Source organism: Magnetovibrio sp. (genome assembly GCF_036568125.1).
Taxonomy (GTDB): domain Bacteria; phylum Pseudomonadota; class Alphaproteobacteria; order Rhodospirillales; family Magnetovibrionaceae; genus Magnetovibrio.
The window spans coordinates 1-20,775 of the sequence record NZ_DATCTF010000017.1 but is presented as its reverse complement, the minus strand read 5'-3'; the positions used below and the strand labels follow the sequence as shown (position 1 = coordinate 20,775).

Sequence of the window (20,775 nt, the reverse complement as noted above, 5' to 3'; positions counted from 1 at the left end):
GCCCCCTCAAATAGACTTTAAACGGCCCATTAAAAGGGGCTCTAAAGGGTTCGTTCGGGCGTAGGGCTACGGTTGGTGCTGAAACAGCCTAAAACGCGTCTACGGCGATTTACGGGCGTTGTGGATTTTATCCGGGATGTACGTTATGATCGCTTCATGACCGCCGTGCGTGCTGTAAAGTCGGCTTCAGCCTGGTGGACAGTCTTCGGACTGGCGACCGGCCTCTTTTTCGAAAGACGGGATGAGGAACCTGCGCCCCTCCACGGCGGTCACAAACTCCCCTCGATCAGCTCGTAAACATTTCCGCCCACAAGATCGCTCCGCTGCACGTACCCCCCGGTGGCCACCCAGTTGTGGTGATGATGTCGGACGCGCCGATCGACATCGGAAATCTTGACCACCAGTTTCGCCAGGCGCTGCTCGCCGCGCACCTTGAACACATAAATTAATGTGGGCTGCTTTGCGCGCTGATCCCACAGCACCGCCTGGGGTGCGCCTAAGTGTTCCGGCACCGCGCGCACCGTGCCCGGTGACAGCGCCGCGCCGCGCCGTTTCTTGGCGTCACGTTGCATATGCAGAACCTTGCGATCGGAAATGGCGATTTCACTGGTCGCGGGCACATGGCCGCGAACTTTGAGAAATTGCAAAACACGCGAACTCATTTCACCGACCGCTTCCCAGTTGCCGCGTGCATGTAATTTGCCCGCCGCCAGATTTTTGGCCCAAGTGTCAAACCCGGTCGCGCGGATCTGATTGACCCGCCGCTTGGCCAGCGATGCGCCCAACTCGTCGGGACTGAAAGGTTTCGCGCCGGGATGCATCACCTCCCAATCCGCCATATAGGGCAAACTGTCGCAGCCGCAATTGATGACGTGCCTAGCGGGGGCAGCGGCATGGCGCGGGTGCTTGATCGATATGCCGCCGACCTTGAACGACTCATCGACCTTGACGATCTGCCCATCGGCCAGATCGTGACTGGGCCGTGAATAGGTTTTGCCGGATCTGCGCCACTGCTTGCGCAGGCCGGGCATCACCTCGACGGCCTGTTCTTGGCGCAGCTGGGTGGCGGTGGAAAAGGCGCGGCCCAATTCGGTGCGCAAGATGGTGATGGCTCGACCGCGCGATGTGGTCCCCAGAATACGGGTGATTTTTCCAATGGCGTCGCCGGGGCCTTGCGCGCCGATCGCGACCAGGCCCAATTCGGTGTTGATGCGATCCGCCGCCGCCGTGGTGACATCCTTCATCTTGCCGGTCATGAACGTGCGCATGGCCATCAACTGGGCGGGGTTGACTTCCGGCACCATCGTGGCGATGTGAACGCCGCCCGCCGCAATCGGCGCATCGATCAGATCGATGCCCCCTTGCCAAGATTGCGTTGTCGCACCGGCAGCCGTAGCCGCCATATCCTCGCCCAGGTCCTTGAGCGTGCGGGCGATGGATTGCTGGATCAACGGCAATTGCCATTGGGCGAAGTCGCTGGGCTGGGCGGCAAGCTGGGCCTGGATGCGCGCCGATGCCAGTTTCAGCTGCCGCACCACCTCGGCGCGGGTGTCGCGGATGATCCGCGTTTTGACGCGACGGCGCTTGGCGCGCTCACTGCTAAAGGCTTTGTCGCGCGGGTCGGCCATAATCAGGCCTCGTCAGACAGAAGATCATCTTCCAGATCCTCATCGATTCCGGTGAAGGCATCTTCTTCGCGGCGCTGCTCCGCTTCGGCGCGGGCGGCCTTCAGCTCTTCGTGTGGATCGATGTCGACTCCCAGCTGCACGGCGATCGCGGAGATCATTTCAAGCGCGGTCATTTCCGTCATCAAGTGGCGATCGATGGCGGCGGCGCAAGCCACCACCACTTGGCCCAATGCGGCGGCGTATTTGGTTGTGTCTTTGGCGGTCATTTCCGGGAACTGGGCGACGGGCTTCAACTCGGCATCGAATTCGGTCGGATCTGGCAGCGGGCCGGTGGGGTCCAGGCGGCGATAGATGACAAAGGTGGCGATCTCTTCAAGCATGTACTTGAGATAAGCTTGGCGCATGGCGAAGACTTTTTGCGTTGGCTCGGCCATGCTTTCGCCGGTGGCGCGATTGACGTCGCCGCCGCCGCCGTACCAATGCTCCGGCACGGTAGCGCCGCCCAGGACGTGATTGCGAAACAGGCGTGCGTTATCGTTGCTGTCGGCAGCCCCCAATCCCGGCGTGACGGCGTTCCACGTTTCGCTGTCGTTGTGCACCCGGACGCTGGCGGGGCGCGGCGCACCGATTTCGCGGGCGCGGGCTTCGACCTCTTCCTTGGTCGCCCCCTTCATGGTCACATCCCACAAAAATGCACGGAGCAGGTTCATGCGCTCCAACTCGCCGAACAGGAACTGATCGTAGCCATCCAAATAATCGGCTTGAGCCAGCAAATCGGAATGGCCTCGTGAGGCGTTGGACAGATCGTTGACGGAGAAATAAAAGCACTCACCATCGGTGAAGGTCTCGCGGATCTGCTGGGTGCGCTTGGTGAACACCGTTTCAGGGCCGTTGACGATCACTTTAAAGCGGCTTTTGAGGCCCTTTTTATTGCGATGGGTGACGATGCCGATGGGCTGTTCGGCGTTGTCTGGGTCGGTGACCACGGTCTCGATGCGTCCCGGATCGATATAACCGAGACGGACATGACCGTTATATTTGTTCACAAACACCGGATAGCATTGCTCGCCGTACAGCGCCAATTCGCGCACCTTCTTGGGAAGCTTGATGTTCATGTTGTTGATGGGGTCGTTCCAAAACGCATCCAGGTAATCTTGCGCGGTGGGGTCTGAAGACGAAAGCGACACACCATCGGCCAACATATAAGCGATCGGCAGCTCGATCAGCCGGTTCGCCAGTGTGTTGGACTTCCACAAAAACACCGCCAACTCTTGCATGCGGGTTTGCGTCATCGGCGACAAATCACGGTTGCTGTCGCCGGTCAAGCGCCGCCATTGATCCTCGTCCGCGTCCACGAAAGCCCCCGCCGCTTCGACGAACTTTTCCTCATTCGGATCGATGACGGTTTCCTTGGGGCCAAAGAGTTTCGCTCTCAGATTATCAAACATGGCTTCCTCTCCCAAACATCGACCCCACCGCACGCTTGAGCAACCGTCCGGTCACTTGGCGGCGGCTTTCGGGAATGTAGGCTTCGGGGTCGTTGTCGTTGGTGGTGCCCGCTGCGGGCTCAAATCCTTCAATGGTCGCGGCCCAGGCCAACAACCCGGCAACGGTGCTATCGCCGTGGCGCGGCAGGCCATCCGCGCCCTTGATGCGCTTGTCGTCCATTTTTGGGCGGCCTTGATACAAGATGGCCAGGCGGTGATCGGCGATGATGTCTTCGGAATCAGGCACGATGATCGAACGATCTTCATAAGCCGCGCGGTATTCCGGGAAATATTTGGCGTACCATTCCACAGTCGCCTTGACGCATTCGATCTTGCTCAAACCATAACGCTGCTGAGCTTTCTCCGCATGGGATTGACCGTTGCCGCGCGCATCGAGCTTGCCGTGGTGCCAGTTCGGCAGCGCGTCGAGAAGATCGAACAACACCTGTTCTTGAACGTCGAACGGGATCTTGCGCATTTCCAGAATGAATGCGGTGCGCCACAGACCGGCGGCTTCTTCCTGCAACACCCAGATCACCGACAAATCGCCATCGCGGCCAAAGTCCTGGCCGAACACAATGCGCTTGTCGGTGGGCAGGTTGTCGATGATCGGCTTGATGGTGTCCAAGAACCAATCGCGCGCCTCGCCCAGGCGTCCATCGTCCATGAACCAGTCGCCGGGCCGAGTGAAATGCACCACCGGGATGCCCGCGACCATGCAGCGCTTGATCATCGCACGGCTGAAGTACGCGCCAGATCCGCGCCGGGGTTTGCAGAACAGTTCCTCATCGCGGGCTTCGTTGTCGTTGCCGTAGCTCTTGAGTATTTTCTTGTACCATTTGTCGTGGGCCTCGGCGGTGTTTTCCCAACCGCGCATCAGGCACACGCGTGCAAAAAGTCCGTTATCGTCGGCATCCTTGAATGTGTAGCGGTGCAGGCTGTAATCGAAGTCACCCTTTTTGATGTCATCGATCAAAATCTTAAACGGGCTGTCTTCACCGTTGTGGGTGGAGATCACGCGGATCTTGCCGCCCCAGATCAACAGCGCGTTGGCCGCATTGATGACCTCTTGCACATCCTTGTGAAAGGCCGCTTCGTCGATCACCACCACGCCCTGTAGGCCGCGAATATTGGCCGGGCGAGACGACAGGGCGACGATGGCATACCCTGACGCAAATCGAATGCGATAGGCGTTGATGAATTTACTTTCGCCGCTGGGCTGTTTGTCTTCGAACAGGAACTCTTCGACCGTGGCGCCCAGCTCCTTGCCAACCACGCGGGCGAAGTGGGCGCAATAGCGAATGAATTCCAGACCCTTTTCTTTGGTGTCGCCAATGTAGAACACATTGTCGCCGCCCGCCGAGCGTTGGGCCGCCGCGATCAGCGTGCAGTCCAAGGCCTCGGCGAACGTGATGCCGGTGCGCCGCCCCTTTTCACAAAGCTTGAGATCAGATTTGTCAGCAACCCAGTCTTTTTGGTGTTGCATGAAAATGCCGTCCGCCAGCGGATCGAGGTCTGCCGGTATTGGCGCACAGATCGGAAGAGCCTCAAGCAGGGCGACGCCTTCAGCCATTCTTTTTCTCCGGCACACCCAGGAAATCGCGGCGTAGCTTGGCGATGCTCTCAGGCGATAAACCCGGCTCACCTTCCGCGCTGGATTCTTCAACGGCCGCATCCAGTTTCTTGACCATTTCCTTGGCCACGCTCTCGCGGATCTTCAGCTCGCGATCCAGATCGATCTTGTTGGCGCTGGCCATGTCTTTCAGCGCCTTGGCGAGAAAGAAGACGCTTTGTTCGTTGAAATCATCGCCATCGTTGACCATCAGGTCGAACGCGATGTTACGCAGCACCTCGACCAGCAAGCGTCCGTGCTTGCCTTCGGCAACGTCGGGGCCGAGTTCCTTGACCAGGGCTTCTGTGACGACGCGCGATTCTCGCAGCTTCGCGCCCAGCTTCTCGATATTTTGCTTATGGCGACCCAGCGATGAACGCCTGATGGTGTCGTAACCTTTTTCACCCAACCATTCGAGAAGCTCGTCGATCGTCCACTTGCCGCTCATGATGAGTTGATCGAGGGCCTTGCGATCCTCTTCTTCAAGCTCGGTTTCAATCTTGCTTTTTTGACCCATTGAAAGCCCCCTTTAACGGCGGCTTGGACGGGCGACGCCGTCGATGATGTCCTGGCGCTCCAAATGCAATTCGCCCCGGCGTTGCAGCTCGGCGACCCACAACTTGCCGTCCGCGATCTTCTCGATCGACAACGCCAGTTCCGTTTCGAGAAACTGCAAGTCTTCGCGCAGCTCGGTGTCGTTGAGGTTGTGGCCGTAGGTTGCCAGCGCCTTTTGCAATACGCGTTCGTTGAGCGAACCGGCGCGATCTTCGGCAAGCAAGCGCAAGATCACCAGGCGGCGGTCTTCTTGAAACACTTCTTTTACGCTCATGATTTGGCCCCCTTCATCTGGGCTTCGACCAACAGGTTGAGCGGGCGCTCGACCCGTTCCATCGATTCCTTAAACCCGGCGAGGCGCTCATTGAGGATGCCGATCTCGCCGTCCATCTTGGTCATTTGCTGCAAAGCGTTGTGAAAGTCGCGCGCGCCGGGCAGCGCATCGAGCTTTGCCTCTTGAATTAAGAGCCGCTGTTCCAGGCCCCGATTTTCTTTTTTGAGATCCTCAATCTCGCTTTTGTTGGCCCCTTGTCGCGTCACGATCCAGGTGTAGATCGCATTGCCGACCATGCCGATGAGCAGCAGGACTTCGAGCCAAAATTTGGCGGCGGCGTAGTCCATCATTTCCCCCGGATTGCTTTGATCAAATCGGCGAGGCCTGAACCTGCCGCCGCAACGGTGGCGACGTGACTTTCCAGAGGTCGGCCTGCTTGAATTTCAAATTGCTGAGCTTTGTCTGCCGCACGAACGCCGAAATACGTTTTGACGATCGAGGCACACACCCAGAAACTTGCGATCAGCGGCCCCCAGATCATTTCGGTCACTGGCGAAGCTTGAGCCACAAGAGCCCAAAGCGACACATCGGGAAATGGCTTGCCAGCAGCCGCAACCATCAACCGCAAGGCCCACTCGGCAATGGTGATGATCATCAGCCACTTGAATGTCGTGGCGAACACCTCGATCACGCCCATGGCGCGTCGGGCAATCTCGGGCCGCGCGGTGGCGCGCTGTTTTTCTGCATCGCCATCAGCGAGGGCGACAAAGCGCTGGGTGTCGAGGACTTGTTTCTGGAGGCTGGCGGCGATCAACTGCTTGGTGATTTCGTCGCGCTGGTCGGCGGGCAAGTCGTCAATCCGTGCGCTCAAATCTTGGGGCGTCACGTCATCACCGACATTTTCGCCGGTGACCGAGTTATAGATTTTGCGACCAGCGTTGATCAGCGAAGGCGCGGCCAAAAACAGTTCGAGGACGCCCATCACATACGCCCCCGCTTGTATTCACCCAACATGGTGCGGCCTTCGGCGTCGCGGTCCCAGGCGATCGTGCCCCAGACCAGCAACCCCAAGAACACAACGTCGATCAAGCCGCCAACGCCCGCGCCCCAACAGGTGCCGACGTGGGTTTGCCAAAACAGCCAACCGACCAGCCAGCCCAGAGAAGCAGACAGGGCGACAAAGCCGATCATAAAGGCGGCAAGCAGCAAACGTGACTTGGTGGTAAATTCGCGCCAGGTGATGCGCGCGCCGTTCCAGATCAACTTGAGCATGTCAAACCTCCACGCCCGAAAAGTCGGGCCAGTTGGGAATGTCGAAAACTTCCACGACAACGGGGCCGTCGATGGTGGCGTTCAGCAAAGCCATGTCGCGGTCGAACACGCGGATGCAGCCATACGTGGCCATCAAATGCTCGTCGCCCCGGTTACCGTGAATGGCTAGGCCGGTGCGTCCGTTCTGCATCGCCTTGAGCGCATCGCCGGTTTGGCCTTCCAGCAAGATGGCATAGTGCCCGAAGGTGCGGTGCTTGGATGGAAAGGCCGAAACCCGCGCCGGGCGATAAAGCCCGGAGGGCGTGTCGCCGTAGGGTTTGGTGGGGTCGCGGTGGGGGTTGTCGTAAAGTGCCGCGTCTTTGTTAGCGGCTTTGCCCCGGCAAGGGATGTCGTAAAGCACCTGAGCGCCGCGCGGATCGAACACGCGTATGAAGCCCGGTTTCCACCGGTCGGTGGGCAGATAGACGTAGATGCGGAATGGTTCGTGTGTCATGCCCGCGATTTTGCGGGCTTGGCGCTCACAAGGTTAGGGCGCAACGTTGCGCCCACTTAGGCGCAGTCGTCGAACATATCGATTTGTCGGGTGGGTGTGTTGCCGGTCAGCCAATACTGGATCGTGCGGCGGGTCACTTTCAGCTCGACGGCGATCTTTTCTTGAGACCATCCCCGCGCGGCCAGGGAAAACGCCAAGGCCTTTTTGGCCAGCGGGATGGTCAACCGCTCATTGGCCAAATCCTTGACGATCTTTCGCGCCGCGTCAATCCCCACAATTTCGGCCAGCACTGAGCCCTCGGCTTTTTGCGGAATTTGCAGCCGCGATCCGCCCCGCGCCAACGCGATCTTCAAGGCCGTCTCGACGTCGGACGCGTCGGCGATCACTTGCAGGCCGTGGGGAAGCGGCTCGGCCATGGCTTAGGCATCCTCCCATTTCGGGACGAAGAAACTTTGCGCACCTTTGCAGGGTCGGAAGGGCAGCGTCTTCGCGTCGGTCAAGACCAGGCCATAGGGGCCGGTGAACCATTCGGATGAATGTTCGCTGACACAATCGGTGATGGTCGCCTTGCCGACGATGCCGCCGGTCTTGAACGTGGTGGGCAGCTCATAGCCTTGGGCGCGCAGATCGATGACCGCTTGCTCGTCAATGGTGAGGCTGGCGTGAATTAAGATCGGCCCGCGCCGTTTGAAATTCTGGCTGCGGTTTTCGATGTCCTTGCCCAGATTGAGGATCGCCCAGGGCCAAGGCTGGCGAATGCTCAACGCGCGCAGGCCTTCCCATTTGCCGCACGCCGGATCGTTGGCTTTGATGTCCGTGGCCTTGCCATTGGTCCAATTGGTCAGCGCGCATTTGAAATAACTGCGCCCGCCGTAACGGCCATTGTTGACGATGTGTATGCAAGTCTTGCAAAACTCGCCCTTTGGCCCTTCGCCGGGATAGCCCGCATGGCCGCGTTTGGGTTTGTAGCGTTTGCGGTCGATCGCCGCTTGGGGCAACAGCATCAACTGATCAGCCATGGTCTTGATCCTCATCGAACCCGGTGACCAGGCGCGGCGCGGGGCGGCAGGTCACGAGACAACGAAACACCGTGTCGTAAATAAAAACGATACGCTGGCCAGCAACGCGCATGGTGAGGCGGTATCGCGCCTGGCCCGGTTGGATGAACGCCGGATACATCCGCGCTATGGCGCGCTCGATCCGTTCCAGGTCGGTGAGGTCGAAGCCATAGCCGTACTTGTCGGCGTGCTCGATGGTGTTCAAGTGGCACTTCCAGCGAGCCGCCATGACTTTGGCGCAACGGCGACCGGGAACGAAAACGATGCTGTTCATGACTTCGCCTTCCATTCCTTGAGGGTTTGGCATCCGTGATCGCCCAGCGATTTGCGGATTTGCGCGCCGAGGTTTTCGATGGCTTGGTCTGTCTCTTCGTCGGTCAATTGGGAAAGAATGGCTTCGCCGAACATGCTGTCCTTGAGGTATTCGCGCAGGGATTGGTTGGCGCTCAAGGCCGGGCAGATATCCATCAGGACGCGCCACTGCGCCTCGATCACGCGGTGGCGCGGCATGTAAACCGGGGGCATGCCGACAAAGCGATACGGCTCCCAGCTCACCCCGGCCTCGCGGTTGGCCATGGCCTTGAGCGCTTCGATCACCTTGTCTGACTGCTCGATGTCCAGCCACTGAAGCGCCGCGACGCCACGCTCGCGCCCACCAGTGACGCGCTTGGCAAAATTCACCAGCGCTTGTTCCGCCGGTTCGCGCACCACGCCCAGGTGATACAGCGCAATCCACAACGCGCGCATCTTGCCTTGCATCTCACCATCGGCCAGCGGACGCCTGCCCGCGCGGGCCGGGGCCTTCTTGGTGGGCTTGAAACCTTGGCGCTTGAGGTGATCGAGCAAATCTTCCAGCTCGGCGATCGTCAGTTGCGTGGCCGAGGACTTGTCGTAGCGCACGTCCAACACATCGCGATAAATCTCATCGGACCAGCCGAGCTGCTTTTGCCCGATCTTGATCTTCGCGATCATGCCTTTGCGGGCACCGGTGGTTTTGATTTTGCGTGCGGCTGACATATCGATAAGCCCTCGTTTACACACCCAACTGGTAGGTGATGTTGATGTTGTCTATGTCGTTGAAGTTTGGTCCGAACTCGACAATCTCTTGGAGTGCGGATATCTCTTCGATTTCCTGTGTGTCGTTGGTGCCGTCCTTGAAGGTAATGACGACCTTCCAGCGTTTGGTCTCTGTGTCTGTCGTAAAAAACATCAGTCATTCCTCCTAAACTTCCGCCGCTTCCCGGCGCATGTACTTCACCATCTTGGCCGGTGTGATCCCTCCGACCGTTCCACACGTCCCGCAATGAACGCGCTTCCTATCAATGGTTCCGCCTCCAAGACCCGCGCACGTTGGGCATTTGAAAAGTGTTTCTTGATCCGGGTGCGCTTCTATTTCGATGGCTTCTTTCAGCAAGTCTTGTTTGCGGCCCATGTTTGCTGTCCTCTCGTTAAGCTGCGGCTGTTTCGTCGTCTGGTTCCATAGCGTAGAGGCACTTTTCCAAGGCCATGCGTTCGCTCATATCGATGGCGTGTTCTTTCAAGGCTTTGATGGCGTTGTCGATGGAAAGGCCGTCTTCGTACTTGTAAACACCCCAATCTTCGAACGCGCCTTTCTCAGCCATTACGCTGCGTGCGAAGTCGAGCGCTTCCTCTTCGGTTGGTTTTGGTTTGTTACGGATAAATTCGCGTGTGCTGGTCATGTCAAAAATCTCCATACGTTTGCAGTCCGGCCATTATTGGAGTTCGACCGGGCATTGCGGTTATCCAAGGTCTGTGATCGACCCAGGCGCGGTTTCGTCGTTTTCGTTCGGCTGTGCGTTTTGGGACGTTTCGTTGTGATATTTGTTCCACCGGCGGCGGGCTTCCTTTAGGTCAGGTGCGTATGCGCTGTCGTAGTGCTCTTTCAGCCATGCAGTGAAGTCGACGCAATCACATCCTGTGCAGACATAGTGAGCGCGTTTTATGCTTCCGTACTCTGAGCATGGAGACGCTTTCCCACCGCAGTGTTTGCAAGGTGCGATATTGCTCATTCCGTGTTGCTCCCATCGGACGTTTCTTCGTCTGGCAGATAGGCACAATTTGTGCAGTCGTTATCACCGCACCATTTACCAGTGTGGTCGCAGTCGCCCGGTTCACGTCCACCACCCTTGGTCGTTTGCGGTTCAATCCCGGCAGCGCACATCTTGAGCCAAGCCCCGACTTGCGCCCCGACTTCAACTGGATTTTTAGGCGGAAACGGCATCTTGAGTTCGCTTTCAAACTCGCCAGATACCAGCCTCATGGAAACTATTAGCGTGTCGCTCATTTTCCCTCGCTTTCAGAAACGGACGTAGTCGCACTGCTCACCGCGTGCCCTCCGGCTGAGCGGAAACTGCCGCGCACGATTTTGGGCTGTGCTGATTTTCTCAGCGAGGTGGCGGCGCGGGTGAGCACCTCGCGCACGCCGCTGTCTGTTTCCTCGGCGGCGCGGATCAGAAGTTCGTCTGCGGATCGGCGGAGTTGGTTCGGGGTCATTGCGCAGCCCTCACTTCGTAATCGCCTGGGCGCACGAACTGGTCGCGGCATGGCGGGATCAGGACGGTGGGGACGGTGACCAAACCGGGGTATGGGTTGGGGAGGATTTGTGTCTTGTCGATCACCAGCCAGGCGTAGGCTTGAGGCAAATTGGCGCTGGGATCGAGACCGCCTTCGACTAGGGACACACGCTCAATGTAGGCTGCACAAAGGGTATGATCCTGCCAGCGCTTCCAGATGTTTATGTAGCGCGCGATGGTTTCGAGCATCTGCAACCGACCGAACAGCGCAATGCCGTCCGTGGCGCATTCCAGCGCCAGTTCAACCCACTTCTCGAAATCCTTGAACGGTGGGTTGGAAATGATCCATTGCGCCCCACCGTTGGCGAAGGGCGGCGCGTCGTAGAGCCCCAAGGTATCGCCCAAGGTTAGGAAGTCGAAGAACCCGACGCCGACACCATAATCGTGAATATCCGTTTCCCACACGTGCTCGAAATATTCGGCCAGAGTGCGCGACATGAAACGGCGGTTGGCTGCTGGCTCCCACACCGTCATTTCATCGGGCTGGTGGCGCAGGGCTTTCACGAAGATGTATTCGATGAACGCGCGCAATGCCCAGGGATGCGTCGGGAAATCGTCAAGACCGTCGCGCGGCGCGGCGCGCTGGGCCATGACGGCGGCGGAGGTGTTCTGGGCCATCAGTCAGCTCCGCCTTCGTCGACGCGGCCAAGGTCGAAGCCGATACGAACCTGGTGATAGGTGCTGAGGTGCATCGCCATACCGGTGTCAGTTTTGAACTGACGCCCGCACTTTGGGCACCGCGCACCGCCCTCTTTGGGGTCTCTGACCGCGTCCAGATCTTCGCGCACTTCTTCGTTGGTCGGAACGGTGAGTGAGGATGCAAGAACCACTGCCGCGATCGCGCTAAAATAGCCCTTACGCATCTGCTTGTTCTCCCGGCGCTTCAGCGGCGGTGGTGGGATCGAGCAAGTTCAATCCCAAGGCGCGACGCTGGTCGGGTGTGAGCTCCATGTGCAAAACATCGCCGCCGTGGTGAAGGGACAGAACCGCAGCACCGTCGTCGCCGTGTTGGATGGAGAAGTGGAAATTGGAGATGTTCATAGCTCAATAAGTCCTGTCATGAATGCGCCGGTGATCAGGGAAGCGATCTCGACCAGCGCGAGGTAAAAGGCCCAAGTCCAAAAGCGTTCGTGTGTCATGCGCCATCACCCACGGCCTTGCGCATCGGCCCGGCGTGGCCGCGCTGGTGGTCGTTGACGATGGTGGCGATGTCGGCGGCACACACGCCCCGGTCGGCGCATGCTTCCAAAGCCAGCTTGAGGAAGTCTCGCGGATCGCCGTCAATCTGACCCGCTTGGAGGGCGAGACCGTGGTGGCGCAGCTCATGAGCGGCAGCGCGAAATTCATCGGCAATTTTCAATTTTCGATGCAGCGGGAAATACTTCGCGATCAGCATCGATTGCATCAGCATGGCATCGTTTAAATTGCGGGTCTTGGCGTCCATGGTCTCGTCCCTCCGGTTGGAAGTTTCGGTTACATGCTCTCAGGGGTTGGCGCTGGGCTGACCGTCTGGGCGCTGGCCAGATCGATGGTGACGGCGCGCCATTTGTCGGTCGGTTTGTCGCGTTTGTAGAACCGCACGTATTCGCGCGATCCCTGGATGCGGATGGAATCGTTCACGGCGGCGATGGCCGCGCGCCACTGATCGTCGTCGATGTCCAGGCGGCGCAAGCCGAACAACGCGGCGCGGTTGATGCGGCCTTCTTTGTCGACTTGGAAGGCGTGGTCTACCAGGGCGTGAATTTTGGCATCCGCGCCTTCGGCCCAGTCCGTGATGCAGGCGTCAAACAGCGTCTTGGCGACTTGAAGCTCGGGGCCGAAGTCGAGATAGTCTTGGACCTGAACCTTGACCTGCTGGCACCCGTCGTAGGTTGTCAGCGTGATGTTGCCTTTCGGGCCACCTTTAGCCGCGCCGTACTGATCGGCGAGGACGTCCATGAAGGTCGCGACGTCGTCAAAGGTATGGCCGCGAAAGCGGGCGATCTGGGCATTGAGTTCTTCGGCGTGCTTGAGAATTTCGCGCACCGTCTGATCTTCGAGCTTCTCTTGGGGTTTCACCAGGCCCTCGGGAACCAAGCGGCCCTTACTGTCGCGCATGTAGCCTTCGGGCACGGTGGTGGGTGCGGTGGTGGGTGCGGTGGCGGGTGCGGTGGCGGGTGCGGTGGCGGTGATCGTGTTCATGATGGAAATCCTTCAGGGTCTAAAAACGTCGTTTTCGTGATGGGTTTGAACGCCGTTCAACAGGGCTTTGAAGAGGCCTTTAAAGACGTTCCAAAGCACATCAAACGGAGCCCAAATGCGGTAGTAGATGCGGTTGCGGCGGCGAATTTCCCTGGCGCGGCGCTTCATGCGTAGAGCCCTCCCAGATCGCCGCCCGCATTGCGTTCGCGGTTGGCTTTGGTGCAGCGGGGGCAAATGCGATGGCCGCGACTTTGAAATGGCTTGTCGCATTTCAGGCAATGCCGCGTGACAGGCTTGATTTTTTGACGATCCAGCTTGGTGACATTCGGCCCGGAAAAAGCATGCTTGGGCAGGACAGGCTTCGCGCCCGGCTTGGGCAAACGCCGGTGAACATGGGCAAGGGCGAACACCACGTCTTCCGGGGTGGGGTTGTCGAACGCATGCCCCATACCGATGTCTTCCAAAATCTGGCGAGACGTTTTGCCGCATTCGTATTCGTGCAGAGCGTGTTCGACAGCTTGTGAATAGCTGGTATCTGCAAGCTCGGCAGCGGCCTGGGCGAACGATTTGCTCATGCCGCATCCTCCGGGCCTGGGGTGCGCGGACGCGGGATGAAATGCGCGATATCGGCGCCGTCGCGGGGCGCATCAAAGCGCACAACGTTATCGGGCAAACCACCTTCGTGCTGCTGATCGATCAGCGGAATGGGGCGTGCTTCCAAATTTTTCGCGTCATCGATGGCGGATTGAATGATGGCGCAAATCATGAACACATGAGACGGGTCGGCGTTGATCCCGGTCTTGGCATACGGCTTGAGGTGCTCAAATAGCGCTTCGAGATTGCGGCTCAACATGGTCCTATCCTCCAAATCGCGAGTTCGGGCACTCTTTGCACGCCTTCACCATGCGCGCCCGAAATGCGCTGGTACGGTTGCCTTTCTGAGCGTGCGATTGGTTGTCGAGGCAAACGGCCAGGGAAATTTCTCCGGTGGCCGGACACATCACGGTCGCGGACATCAATTCGCCGCGAACACGTTCCTCGACCATGCCCATGTCACCGGGATAGGTCTTGGCGATCACCGAGCTGATCACCGAGCCGCTTTTGTAGCCGAGCCGCGCGCCGACTTTGCCCTGGCTGCCGGCATCGGCTGTTTCGGCCATAACCAACACCCAATCGGGGCAACCATTGCCCCAGGCCGCAATGGCTTTTTCGACGTTGGTGCGGTCATCACGTTTTTGATTGCCGCTCATTTCGCACCGCCTTTCGCCGCGTCGGGTTTAGGCCATACGACGGTTTTTGAGTTGGGGTCGAACACCTGCTTGACGCGTTGGATTTGCGGCGGCTTAGGCCCTGGGTCTCGGGAACGGATGAAGGCGTAACGTGCAGGCTTTCCGGGCGCGCCTTTCGACACTTCGCGGATATATCCTGCGCAGCGCATGAACTTGAGGTAATCCAGCGCGGCGGGCTCCGAGACCTGGGCCTTGGACGTGCTGGCGGCAAGGCACAACTCTCCCGCCGTGAATGCGTTCAAGGCTTTCATGGTGCGCCACATGGCCTCGGTGCCAAGGCCTTGCGTGACTTCACTTCCATCCTTGCGAATGCGCGGGGCTTCGGCTCCGACGTCCTTGACCAAGAGATAGATCGTCGATTGGAATTGTTGCCCCGGCTGATCCGTGATGGCGATGATGCCCGCGTTGGTCAGGCTATCCGTGTAGGTCTGGATGGTGCCGCGCGAAATTTCATATCCACACTCGGTGTAGATGTCGCGACGGGTAAACCCGGACTCACCGTTGCGCTTATGAAGCGTGCGGATCGCCGCCCAGATGGCGTCGCGGCCATAGGGCATTTTCGAATTTGCGATTGCGTCGGAAGATTTTCTGGCCATCACGACGCCTCCGCTGGGTCCCACGCATCGAGCGTGACGGTGGTGATGTCGTTCAGTACGGCCAACTCGCGTAGGTCATAGAGTTTGGTGACCACGCGCCGGGCGCTGCCGTTGGTGCAACTGCGCAGCTTTGCGATCACGTCGTCTTCAAAACTGAGGTTGGGGCATACCAATTGCGCCAAGACCCTCACATCGTCTTGATCCGTCGGCGCGGCCTTGATGCCTTTCAACACGCGGCTGTCAACGCGCTCCCACATTTTGAGGGCGTTGGGCATGTTCTCTTCACCAATCAGGATGATGCTCGAACCCGCCGTCGCACTGTGCTTGGAAATTGCGCGCACGATTTCGATCATGCCGCGCTTCACCAGGAAGTCGGCCTCGTCGATGATCAGCGGGCGGCGCGGATGATCGGCCAAGTGATCGCCGATCAACGCCACCGCACGGTGAATGGGTTGTTTGAGAACCGTGCGCGGCGGCAACAGGCCCAGCTCGACCATAACGGCCTCGCAAAAGGCTTTCTGTGTCCAGGTGAAATCGCACTCGACATAGAACGCGCGATACACGTTGATGGCGTACATGGCGGCGAAGGTCTTGCCCAAACCGGCGCGGCCTGAGAACAGCCCAAAGCCGGGCAATTCAGGCGGACGGTTGACCAGTCGCTCGACCAGTTCCGTGAACCGCGCGACGTTTTTCAATGGCGCGATGGTATTGACGCTGCTCTGTTGGTCTGTCATTTTATCCTCTCTTCGTTGATATCGCCCGCCTTCGGCATGCACGCCGGGGCGGGCATTTCTTTACCCGGCGAAATCTGCTCGGGTTCCGAAACTCACTTCCATCCTGTGGCGCGCCTGGTACTCGGCGGTGCCCTGATAGCGCTGCAACCACTGGCGATCCTCGGCACTCACCTGGCCACCGGCAGCGATCTTGTGTTCCAGCCCACTGGCGCGGGCATAGCGTGCTTCAGGTGTGTTCTCGGGCTTGGCCGGGCGATGCGCCGCGAGGCTTTCCACCACGCGCTCGTGCACGGCTTCCTGGCGTTTATCGAGGGGCGTTGATTTTGGTTCTGGCCGCTTCATCAGCGGATCAACACCCGGCGCTGCGGCCATGCGCACCACTTTGTTTTTTATCGGCGGCATGTTGTCGGGGATGGGCTGGGTAGCGGCGATCTCTTGGCCGGTGAGCTTGACGTGCTGCTCGTACATGGTCTTGGTGTTTTTGATGAAGGCGCGCCGCGTGCGGCCATGTTCGCGGGCGCTGGTGGTGTCGTTGAAACCAGCGGCCATGATCACATCGGCATAGCCAAGATACGAACCGTCTAGGCGATAGACGTGCAGCCCGGCGTGCAGATCATCGGGATCAAATCGCACCACCAATTTCTTGCCCATGTGACCGTGCAGGAAATCGCTCCAATAGCGGTTTCCCATCAACTTGATCGCACCATCGCGCGCGGCGCAGGTCACCCCTTCAGCGGCCAACAACCACAGTCGGCGCTGTTCCTCGGTGGCCTTTTTGATGGGTGCTTGCTCATAGGATGCAGCGAACGTTTCAGAGAACGACCGCCCCTTACAAACGGCGGCGCGGCGGTCTGTGCGTTGGTTGTGGTGTTCAATTTCTTCGTTGACGATACGCACGAAGTCTTCAAGCGGGACGGCGTGTGAACCGTAGTTTTCAGGCTTGTTGACGGGAGAGTTACCGGTCCATGCTCCGGCGAATGCAGGGTGTTTGGCTATGTCGTCGCAAAAGTCTCTAAAGGCCCTTTCAATGGGCTTTGATTGGCCGCTGTAAGGCAAGGTCCAGTGCACCTCAACACCCAACTGGGTGAGAATTCCGACCGGCTCTTCGTCCTTGATCTTGAAGCGGAAGCGATTGGCTATGCCGCCGGTCAACCACTTGGAAGCGAACCCGCGACCGTTATCGAGATAGATGTGATCGGGGATGCCATACTCTTCGACTACATCACCGATCGCGAGACGCACCGCGTCCTTGTTTTCAGATTTATCAAATCGCCAGGCCAGAAATTTACCTGAATACAAATCTTGGATCGCCACCATCATCGGGCGGATCGGCTTGTCTTCATCTGGCCACTGAACCCACACATCCCACTTGTGACCATCGGCGTTGACGGCTTCCAGGGCGTGGAAGATCGAGCGGTCGCGTTCTTGGGCTGGATACATGGTTTTGAGACGATCAACGCCATAACGCGCCAGCACGCGAACGGGCAGTGCAATCTCGCGTTCAATGCGGCGCTCAAGGGTGGCTGAAGATGGAATGGACCAGCCATGGGCTTTGGCGGCGCGTTCCAGGCGGCGATAACAGCTTTCGAACGTCGGGCGCTCTCCGCGCAGATAATCCGACTTGATCAGTTCCCATGCCTCGGGCGCGCACTCGGCGGTTTTGGTGCGGCCTATGTGACGGGGTGCAAGAGCGGGCAGCCGATCTGGACGCGGCACGCCCGCAACCAGCTTGTACCAATTGAAAACCGTTGCCGGTGTCACACCGTGGCGCGCCGCCACCGTATGCACAGCAAGGTTCTTCAGCACCCCACCGCGATAGAGCCCTTCGACCTCTTCGATGACTTGCAGTTTCTGTTTTGCTTTATCCTTGCGCGCGTCTGGCAGCGCTTCGAAGAATGCCCACAAATCAGGCGAAGCGAGGGCCGATTTTTCAACGGCTTTCGACACTTTCGCAGGGGCCATATCGGCAACGATTTTGGCCTGTGCTTTCATCGGCAAAAGTGTGTAGTGGTATTCAACGCCACCACCTCGGCCCTCACGCTTACGGGTCAACATGCCCCCGGCAGCATTTGTGCGTGAGTTCCAGCATTCCCGTTTGGCAAGCGATTGGATGCCGCGATCCGTGCCGGGCATACCTTTCAGCGCCATTGACGCCAGTTCAGCGGCGGTAAACCATTCCTTCATGACACACCGCCTTTCCAGGCTTTGCGGCATTGCTTTTTCTTTTTAGCCAGCCGCTCCATTTCTTCGGTGACCATCGCCTCATCGACGGCGTACAGATAGCGGCTTTCGATCACGACATGACCGAACATTTCTGCGATCAATTGCAGTAGGCGCACGTCGCCGGTCACCTCGATCAAGGCGATGGCGCGCGGCAGGCTAATTGCGTGATCTTCCTTGGCCTCGCTCGCGTAGTTGTCGAGCATCTCTTTGGAAACGTTCTCACCCAACCACTCGCTCATTTTCTGAGCGATTTCGTCGCGGGTTGCATCCGCATCGGTAAGGGTTTCGGAAACCGCCCGAGAGAGTTGCGACCGCAGCGTGGCGGTGCGCACGCGCTCATCTTTAAACCGCACCACAACGTCATGCGGCGGCGTCCAAAGCAAAAGCGACGGCAATGTGCTGGGGGCGGGTTTTTTCGCCATCACTTGATCCCCTTTATGGAGCCTGCCGCCAGAACACCTTCTTCAATCAAATGTTCAAGGAAACGGCGGGCGGCTTTTGGTTCACGCTTGATGGTGCGGTTCCAATTGTCCTGAAGCTTGTTAGCGAGGGCTTCAACGGGATCGACCATGGCCGCTTCGGTGTGTCCATCGATGACCTTGATCGCTTGAGTGACTGTTTTGGGGGCGTCGTCTTTTTCGCTGGTGATGACCTTCACCACCTTTACCTGTTTTTGAGGTTCCAGCTTGGCCAACGCCTCAAGTTCTGATTGATTGTCTTCGAAGTCGGTTCCGCGCAGAATTTCTGCTGCTTTTTTGGTTAACCGCGCTCCTATACGTGCAGCCCGCTCAACGGTTGTCCTGCTCCTTTGGGTGCGGGTCACAACTGTGTCGGACCAAGCCGCCAAGTTGGCGTCTTGAAAATCGGCGCTTCGACGGTCACCGCCGTGTTTAGCTTCGGGGTTGCCTTCCAGAAACAACGCTTTCAGTTCTGCATAATGCTGCGCACGCTCTAATGCTGTCAGCTCGCTGCGTTCTAGATTTTCCAACAACTCATCAGATCGCAGTTGCAAATCGTCGCCTGTCAGCAACACTGCCGGGATGGTTTCCATCCCGGCCTTCTCGCTGCCGAAATAACGATGACCGCCAGTGACGAGCCGAAACGGCTTTCCCTTGTTCTGTTTGGCAATCTCAACGGGCTGGCGTAGACCGCGTGCCTGAATGCTTTCAGCCAACTGATCGACCACCTCTGGGTCAACCGGGCGGAAGCGTTTGGAGGCGTCGATATCCGAGAGTTTGATTTCAATGATTTTCATGTCAGGCGGCTTTCACGTTTTTGACATGCCCTTTGCCCGCCCGCCTGCTATTCTTCCTCATCCAAATGGAAGGCCGAATCGGCTTGCCGGATAAGACGTAATAACGGGTTGGCCAAATGGCCTCGGGCGCGGTGTCTAGGGCTTTGGCGATGGTGGATTGCACGCCCGCATTGGGACGCCAGCTCACCTTTGAGACGCTGACCCGACTGATGCCGAGCGAAAGAGCAATCTCCGCTAGGCATGAGCCCTGTTTTTCAAGGGCAGCCTTTACGTCGCTCCAGTGCATGTCTTCGCGTCTTGCCATCGGGTCTCACAGAAGCGGTTAGGGCCGCTTTTTTGAGGTGGTAATTGGGTAACTTGTAACCCGATGTTTGACCACATGTGGTTCTTTGTAAAGACCAGAAATGGGTTTCGGTCTTACAAATTAGCTCACAAGTGGTCTTTTTTGGGAATTTAATGGTGTTTTCAAATGGTTAGAGCAACAACGAAATCACAGGAAAATGATGACGACGATTTCGGAGTTGAGGCTCTGAAGTCCGAAATATCCGAACGAATCCGTAAAACGATTCGCGAATCGGGAGGCAACGCTGTTGTGGCAGAAAAAAGTGGTGTTCCACTTCGGACGATTGGGAATTACACCAGAGGATTATCCGAGCCAAAAATTGTCTCGCTATCCCGGATCGCTAAGGCTTGTGGGGTTTCCCTGGATTGGATCGCCACAGGCGAATACTTCAAAAACACCAATGCAGCGCCAGATGAGTTGGACGAAGAACTTATGACGGCTGTCGTGCTAGAAGTGAGTAAAGCTCTTAATTTACAACAGGTTTTGAAGGATGCAGGATTTCAGCTTCCCATAGAAACCATTGCGGCAGCGTATGTAGCCACATACAGGGCTGCACTTAAAGAGGAGCGATCAAATTGATTTCAAACACTATGGTTGCATTTGCGTAAATCCCTATTTAAAGTCCCCCTTGAGTGAGACATCTTTTGCTTGCTGTTCCACTTACCCGCTCAACTATGGGCGGGGTCCAGGCCGCCTTGCCGGGCGGCCTGGACGCTTAGAGATTGCCCTCTAAACACGACAGAATGCGTCCACCCTGCCATCCCACACCAGGGCCTGGCATCGAAGGATACTGCAATTAGGGGGCCAGTGTGACTAAACAACGCCGACTTATCATTTTAAGAATATTGCCTAGCGTCTTTAAGGATTTGAATATTCAGATCAATAAAACCCACTCCATGCTTTCGCCAGTTCGGGCTTTACATAAAATGAGCGTGAACGACAATGAAGAATTGGTGCAGGATGCGACGAATGAGTAGTCGTCTCGCAATATGCCAATCCGGCTTACTCAAAATTCAAGTGCGAGAAGTGCCTGTGTGACGCCGCACTCTAAAAACAAAGTGCCTCGTGCGCGATTTGCGCCGAGGCATACATAAACGGCGATTTTCCGGGGGCGGTCCCACTAAATCCCGCCTAATCCCGCCATATCCCGCCTACTCTAATATCAAGTGTTCCCTTACATT

The 20,775-nt window shown here is 57.9% G+C and carries 34 protein-coding genes; 1 reads left to right on the top strand and 33 read right to left on the bottom strand.

Annotation, left to right across the window (positions count from 1 at the left end):
• Positions 1–269: 269 nt before the first annotated feature.
• The 33 genes from VIN96_RS14880 to VIN96_RS14720 all read right to left on the bottom strand — a co-directional run bounded on the left by VIN96_RS14880 (position 270) and on the right by VIN96_RS14720 (position 19,555).
• Complete coding sequence (locus VIN96_RS14880) at positions 270–1,628, bottom strand: phage minor head protein (RefSeq protein WP_331897213.1); 1,359 nt, start codon at positions 1,626–1,628, stop codon at positions 270–272.
• A 2-nt stretch (positions 1,629–1,630) separates the two neighbouring features.
• The gene (locus VIN96_RS14875) at positions 1,631–3,076 is read right to left on the bottom strand and encodes a hypothetical protein (RefSeq protein WP_331897212.1); all 1,446 of its coding nucleotides are present in this window, start codon (positions 3,074–3,076) and stop codon (positions 1,631–1,633) included.
• On the bottom strand, positions 3,069–4,688 hold the full coding sequence (locus VIN96_RS14870) for a hypothetical protein (RefSeq protein WP_331897210.1): 1,620 nt from the start codon (positions 4,686–4,688) through the stop codon (positions 3,069–3,071). Before VIN96_RS14870 ends, VIN96_RS14875 begins: the two co-directional genes overlap by 8 nt.
• Positions 4,681–5,244, bottom strand: a complete 564-nt coding sequence (locus tag VIN96_RS14865; RefSeq protein WP_331897209.1) for a phage protein Gp27 family protein — start codon at positions 5,242–5,244, stop codon at positions 4,681–4,683. Before VIN96_RS14865 ends, VIN96_RS14870 begins: the two co-directional genes overlap by 8 nt.
• A 12-nt stretch (positions 5,245–5,256) precedes the next feature.
• On the bottom strand, positions 5,257–5,556 hold the full coding sequence (locus VIN96_RS14860; RefSeq protein WP_331897208.1) for an ArsR family transcriptional regulator: 300 nt from the start codon (positions 5,554–5,556) through the stop codon (positions 5,257–5,259).
• On the bottom strand, positions 5,553–5,906 hold the full coding sequence (locus VIN96_RS14855) for a DUF2730 family protein (protein WP_331897207.1): 354 nt from the start codon (positions 5,904–5,906) through the stop codon (positions 5,553–5,555). The genes VIN96_RS14860 and VIN96_RS14855 overlap by 4 nt, the downstream gene beginning before the upstream one ends.
• Positions 5,903–6,538: a hypothetical protein gene (locus VIN96_RS14850; RefSeq protein WP_331897205.1), complete on the bottom strand. Its 636-nt coding sequence runs from the start codon at positions 6,536–6,538 to the stop codon at positions 5,903–5,905. Before VIN96_RS14850 ends, VIN96_RS14855 begins: the two co-directional genes overlap by 4 nt.
• A complete protein-coding gene (locus tag VIN96_RS14845) occupies positions 6,538–6,828 on the bottom strand; it encodes a hypothetical protein (protein WP_331897203.1) in 291 nt (96 codons plus the stop codon). The genes VIN96_RS14850 and VIN96_RS14845 overlap by 1 nt, the downstream gene beginning before the upstream one ends.
• Before the next feature lies 1 nt (position 6,829).
• The gene (locus tag VIN96_RS14840) at positions 6,830–7,321 is read right to left on the bottom strand and encodes a L,D-transpeptidase (protein WP_331897201.1); all 492 of its coding nucleotides are present in this window, start codon (positions 7,319–7,321) and stop codon (positions 6,830–6,832) included.
• A gap of 56 nt (positions 7,322–7,377) precedes the next feature.
• On the bottom strand, positions 7,378–7,737 hold the full coding sequence (locus VIN96_RS14835) for a helix-turn-helix domain-containing protein (RefSeq protein ID WP_331897200.1): 360 nt from the start codon (positions 7,735–7,737) through the stop codon (positions 7,378–7,380).
• Positions 7,738–7,740: 3 nt separating this feature from the next.
• On the bottom strand, positions 7,741–8,340 hold the full coding sequence (locus VIN96_RS14830) for a hypothetical protein (RefSeq protein WP_331897199.1): 600 nt from the start codon (positions 8,338–8,340) through the stop codon (positions 7,741–7,743).
• Entirely contained in the window at positions 8,333–8,653 is a 321-nt protein-coding gene (locus VIN96_RS14825; protein ID WP_331897198.1) for a hypothetical protein, read from the bottom strand. Before VIN96_RS14825 ends, VIN96_RS14830 begins: the two co-directional genes overlap by 8 nt.
• Positions 8,650–9,396, bottom strand: a complete 747-nt coding sequence (locus tag VIN96_RS14820) for a regulatory protein GemA (RefSeq protein WP_331897197.1) — start codon at positions 9,394–9,396, stop codon at positions 8,650–8,652. Before VIN96_RS14820 ends, VIN96_RS14825 begins: the two co-directional genes overlap by 4 nt.
• A 16-nt stretch (positions 9,397–9,412) precedes the next feature.
• Positions 9,413–9,589: a hypothetical protein gene (locus VIN96_RS14815; RefSeq protein WP_331897196.1), complete on the bottom strand. Its 177-nt coding sequence runs from the start codon at positions 9,587–9,589 to the stop codon at positions 9,413–9,415.
• Positions 9,590–9,601: 12 nt separating this feature from the next.
• Positions 9,602–9,811, bottom strand: coding sequence for a hypothetical protein (locus tag VIN96_RS14810; protein WP_331897195.1), 210 nt, complete (start codon positions 9,809–9,811; stop codon positions 9,602–9,604).
• A 16-nt stretch (positions 9,812–9,827) separates the two neighbouring features.
• Positions 9,828–10,079, bottom strand: coding sequence for a hypothetical protein (locus tag VIN96_RS14805; protein WP_331897194.1), 252 nt, complete (start codon positions 10,077–10,079; stop codon positions 9,828–9,830).
• Between the two features lie 326 nt (positions 10,080–10,405).
• On the bottom strand, positions 10,406–10,684 hold the full coding sequence (locus tag VIN96_RS14800) for a hypothetical protein (RefSeq protein WP_331897193.1): 279 nt from the start codon (positions 10,682–10,684) through the stop codon (positions 10,406–10,408).
• Positions 10,681–10,893, bottom strand: coding sequence for a hypothetical protein (locus VIN96_RS14795; RefSeq protein ID WP_331897192.1), 213 nt, complete (start codon positions 10,891–10,893; stop codon positions 10,681–10,683). Before VIN96_RS14795 ends, VIN96_RS14800 begins: the two co-directional genes overlap by 4 nt.
• Positions 10,890–11,591: a hypothetical protein gene (locus tag VIN96_RS14790; RefSeq protein ID WP_331897191.1), complete on the bottom strand. Its 702-nt coding sequence runs from the start codon at positions 11,589–11,591 to the stop codon at positions 10,890–10,892. The genes VIN96_RS14795 and VIN96_RS14790 overlap by 4 nt, the downstream gene beginning before the upstream one ends.
• Complete coding sequence (locus VIN96_RS14785) at positions 11,591–11,836, bottom strand: hypothetical protein (RefSeq protein ID WP_331897190.1); 246 nt, start codon at positions 11,834–11,836, stop codon at positions 11,591–11,593. The genes VIN96_RS14790 and VIN96_RS14785 overlap by 1 nt, the downstream gene beginning before the upstream one ends.
• Positions 11,829–12,014 carry a hypothetical protein gene (locus tag VIN96_RS14780; protein ID WP_331897189.1) on the bottom strand — a complete coding sequence of 62 codons (186 nt, stop codon included), beginning with the start codon at positions 12,012–12,014 and terminating at the stop codon, positions 11,829–11,831. Before VIN96_RS14780 ends, VIN96_RS14785 begins: the two co-directional genes overlap by 8 nt.
• A 94-nt stretch (positions 12,015–12,108) precedes the next feature.
• On the bottom strand, positions 12,109–12,417 hold the full coding sequence (locus VIN96_RS14775; RefSeq protein ID WP_331897187.1) for a hypothetical protein: 309 nt from the start codon (positions 12,415–12,417) through the stop codon (positions 12,109–12,111).
• Positions 12,418–12,446: 29 nt separating this feature from the next.
• Positions 12,447–13,154 carry a DUF3164 family protein gene (locus VIN96_RS14770; RefSeq protein ID WP_331897185.1) on the bottom strand — a complete coding sequence of 236 codons (708 nt, stop codon included), beginning with the start codon at positions 13,152–13,154 and terminating at the stop codon, positions 12,447–12,449.
• Between the two features lie 12 nt (positions 13,155–13,166).
• Positions 13,167–13,322: a hypothetical protein gene (locus tag VIN96_RS14765; protein WP_331897183.1), complete on the bottom strand. Its 156-nt coding sequence runs from the start codon at positions 13,320–13,322 to the stop codon at positions 13,167–13,169.
• Positions 13,319–13,729 (bottom strand): hypothetical protein, encoded by a 411-nt coding sequence (locus VIN96_RS14760; RefSeq protein ID WP_331897182.1) that lies wholly within the window; start codon positions 13,727–13,729, stop codon positions 13,319–13,321. Before VIN96_RS14760 ends, VIN96_RS14765 begins: the two co-directional genes overlap by 4 nt.
• A complete protein-coding gene (locus VIN96_RS14755) occupies positions 13,726–14,007 on the bottom strand; it encodes a hypothetical protein (RefSeq protein WP_331897181.1) in 282 nt (93 codons plus the stop codon). The genes VIN96_RS14760 and VIN96_RS14755 overlap by 4 nt, the downstream gene beginning before the upstream one ends.
• A 4-nt stretch (positions 14,008–14,011) precedes the next feature.
• Positions 14,012–14,404, bottom strand: coding sequence for a hypothetical protein (locus VIN96_RS14750; protein ID WP_331897180.1), 393 nt, complete (start codon positions 14,402–14,404; stop codon positions 14,012–14,014).
• Positions 14,401–15,039, bottom strand: a complete 639-nt coding sequence (locus VIN96_RS14745) for a hypothetical protein (RefSeq protein ID WP_331897178.1) — start codon at positions 15,037–15,039, stop codon at positions 14,401–14,403. Before VIN96_RS14745 ends, VIN96_RS14750 begins: the two co-directional genes overlap by 4 nt.
• On the bottom strand, positions 15,039–15,773 hold the full coding sequence (locus VIN96_RS14740) for an ATP-binding protein (protein WP_331897177.1): 735 nt from the start codon (positions 15,771–15,773) through the stop codon (positions 15,039–15,041). Before VIN96_RS14740 ends, VIN96_RS14745 begins: the two co-directional genes overlap by 1 nt.
• Positions 15,774–15,833: 60 nt before the next feature.
• Positions 15,834–17,957 carry a transposase domain-containing protein gene (locus VIN96_RS14735; protein ID WP_331897175.1) on the bottom strand — a complete coding sequence of 708 codons (2,124 nt, stop codon included), beginning with the start codon at positions 17,955–17,957 and terminating at the stop codon, positions 15,834–15,836.
• Positions 17,954–18,418 carry a phage regulatory CII family protein gene (locus tag VIN96_RS14730; protein ID WP_331897173.1) on the bottom strand — a complete coding sequence of 155 codons (465 nt, stop codon included), beginning with the start codon at positions 18,416–18,418 and terminating at the stop codon, positions 17,954–17,956. Before VIN96_RS14730 ends, VIN96_RS14735 begins: the two co-directional genes overlap by 4 nt.
• Positions 18,418–19,251: a ParB/RepB/Spo0J family partition protein gene (locus VIN96_RS14725; RefSeq protein ID WP_331897171.1), complete on the bottom strand. Its 834-nt coding sequence runs from the start codon at positions 19,249–19,251 to the stop codon at positions 18,418–18,420. Before VIN96_RS14725 ends, VIN96_RS14730 begins: the two co-directional genes overlap by 1 nt.
• A gap of 1 nt (position 19,252) precedes the next feature.
• Positions 19,253–19,555, bottom strand: coding sequence for a helix-turn-helix domain-containing protein (locus VIN96_RS14720; RefSeq protein ID WP_331897169.1), 303 nt, complete (start codon positions 19,553–19,555; stop codon positions 19,253–19,255).
• 165 nt (positions 19,556–19,720) lie between these two features.
• Here VIN96_RS14720 and VIN96_RS14715 point away from each other — a divergent pair, with 165 nt between their 5' ends.
• Entirely contained in the window at positions 19,721–20,173 is a 453-nt protein-coding gene (locus VIN96_RS14715) for a helix-turn-helix transcriptional regulator (RefSeq protein WP_331897167.1), read from the top strand.
• The last annotated feature ends 602 nt before the right edge of the window (positions 20,174–20,775 follow it).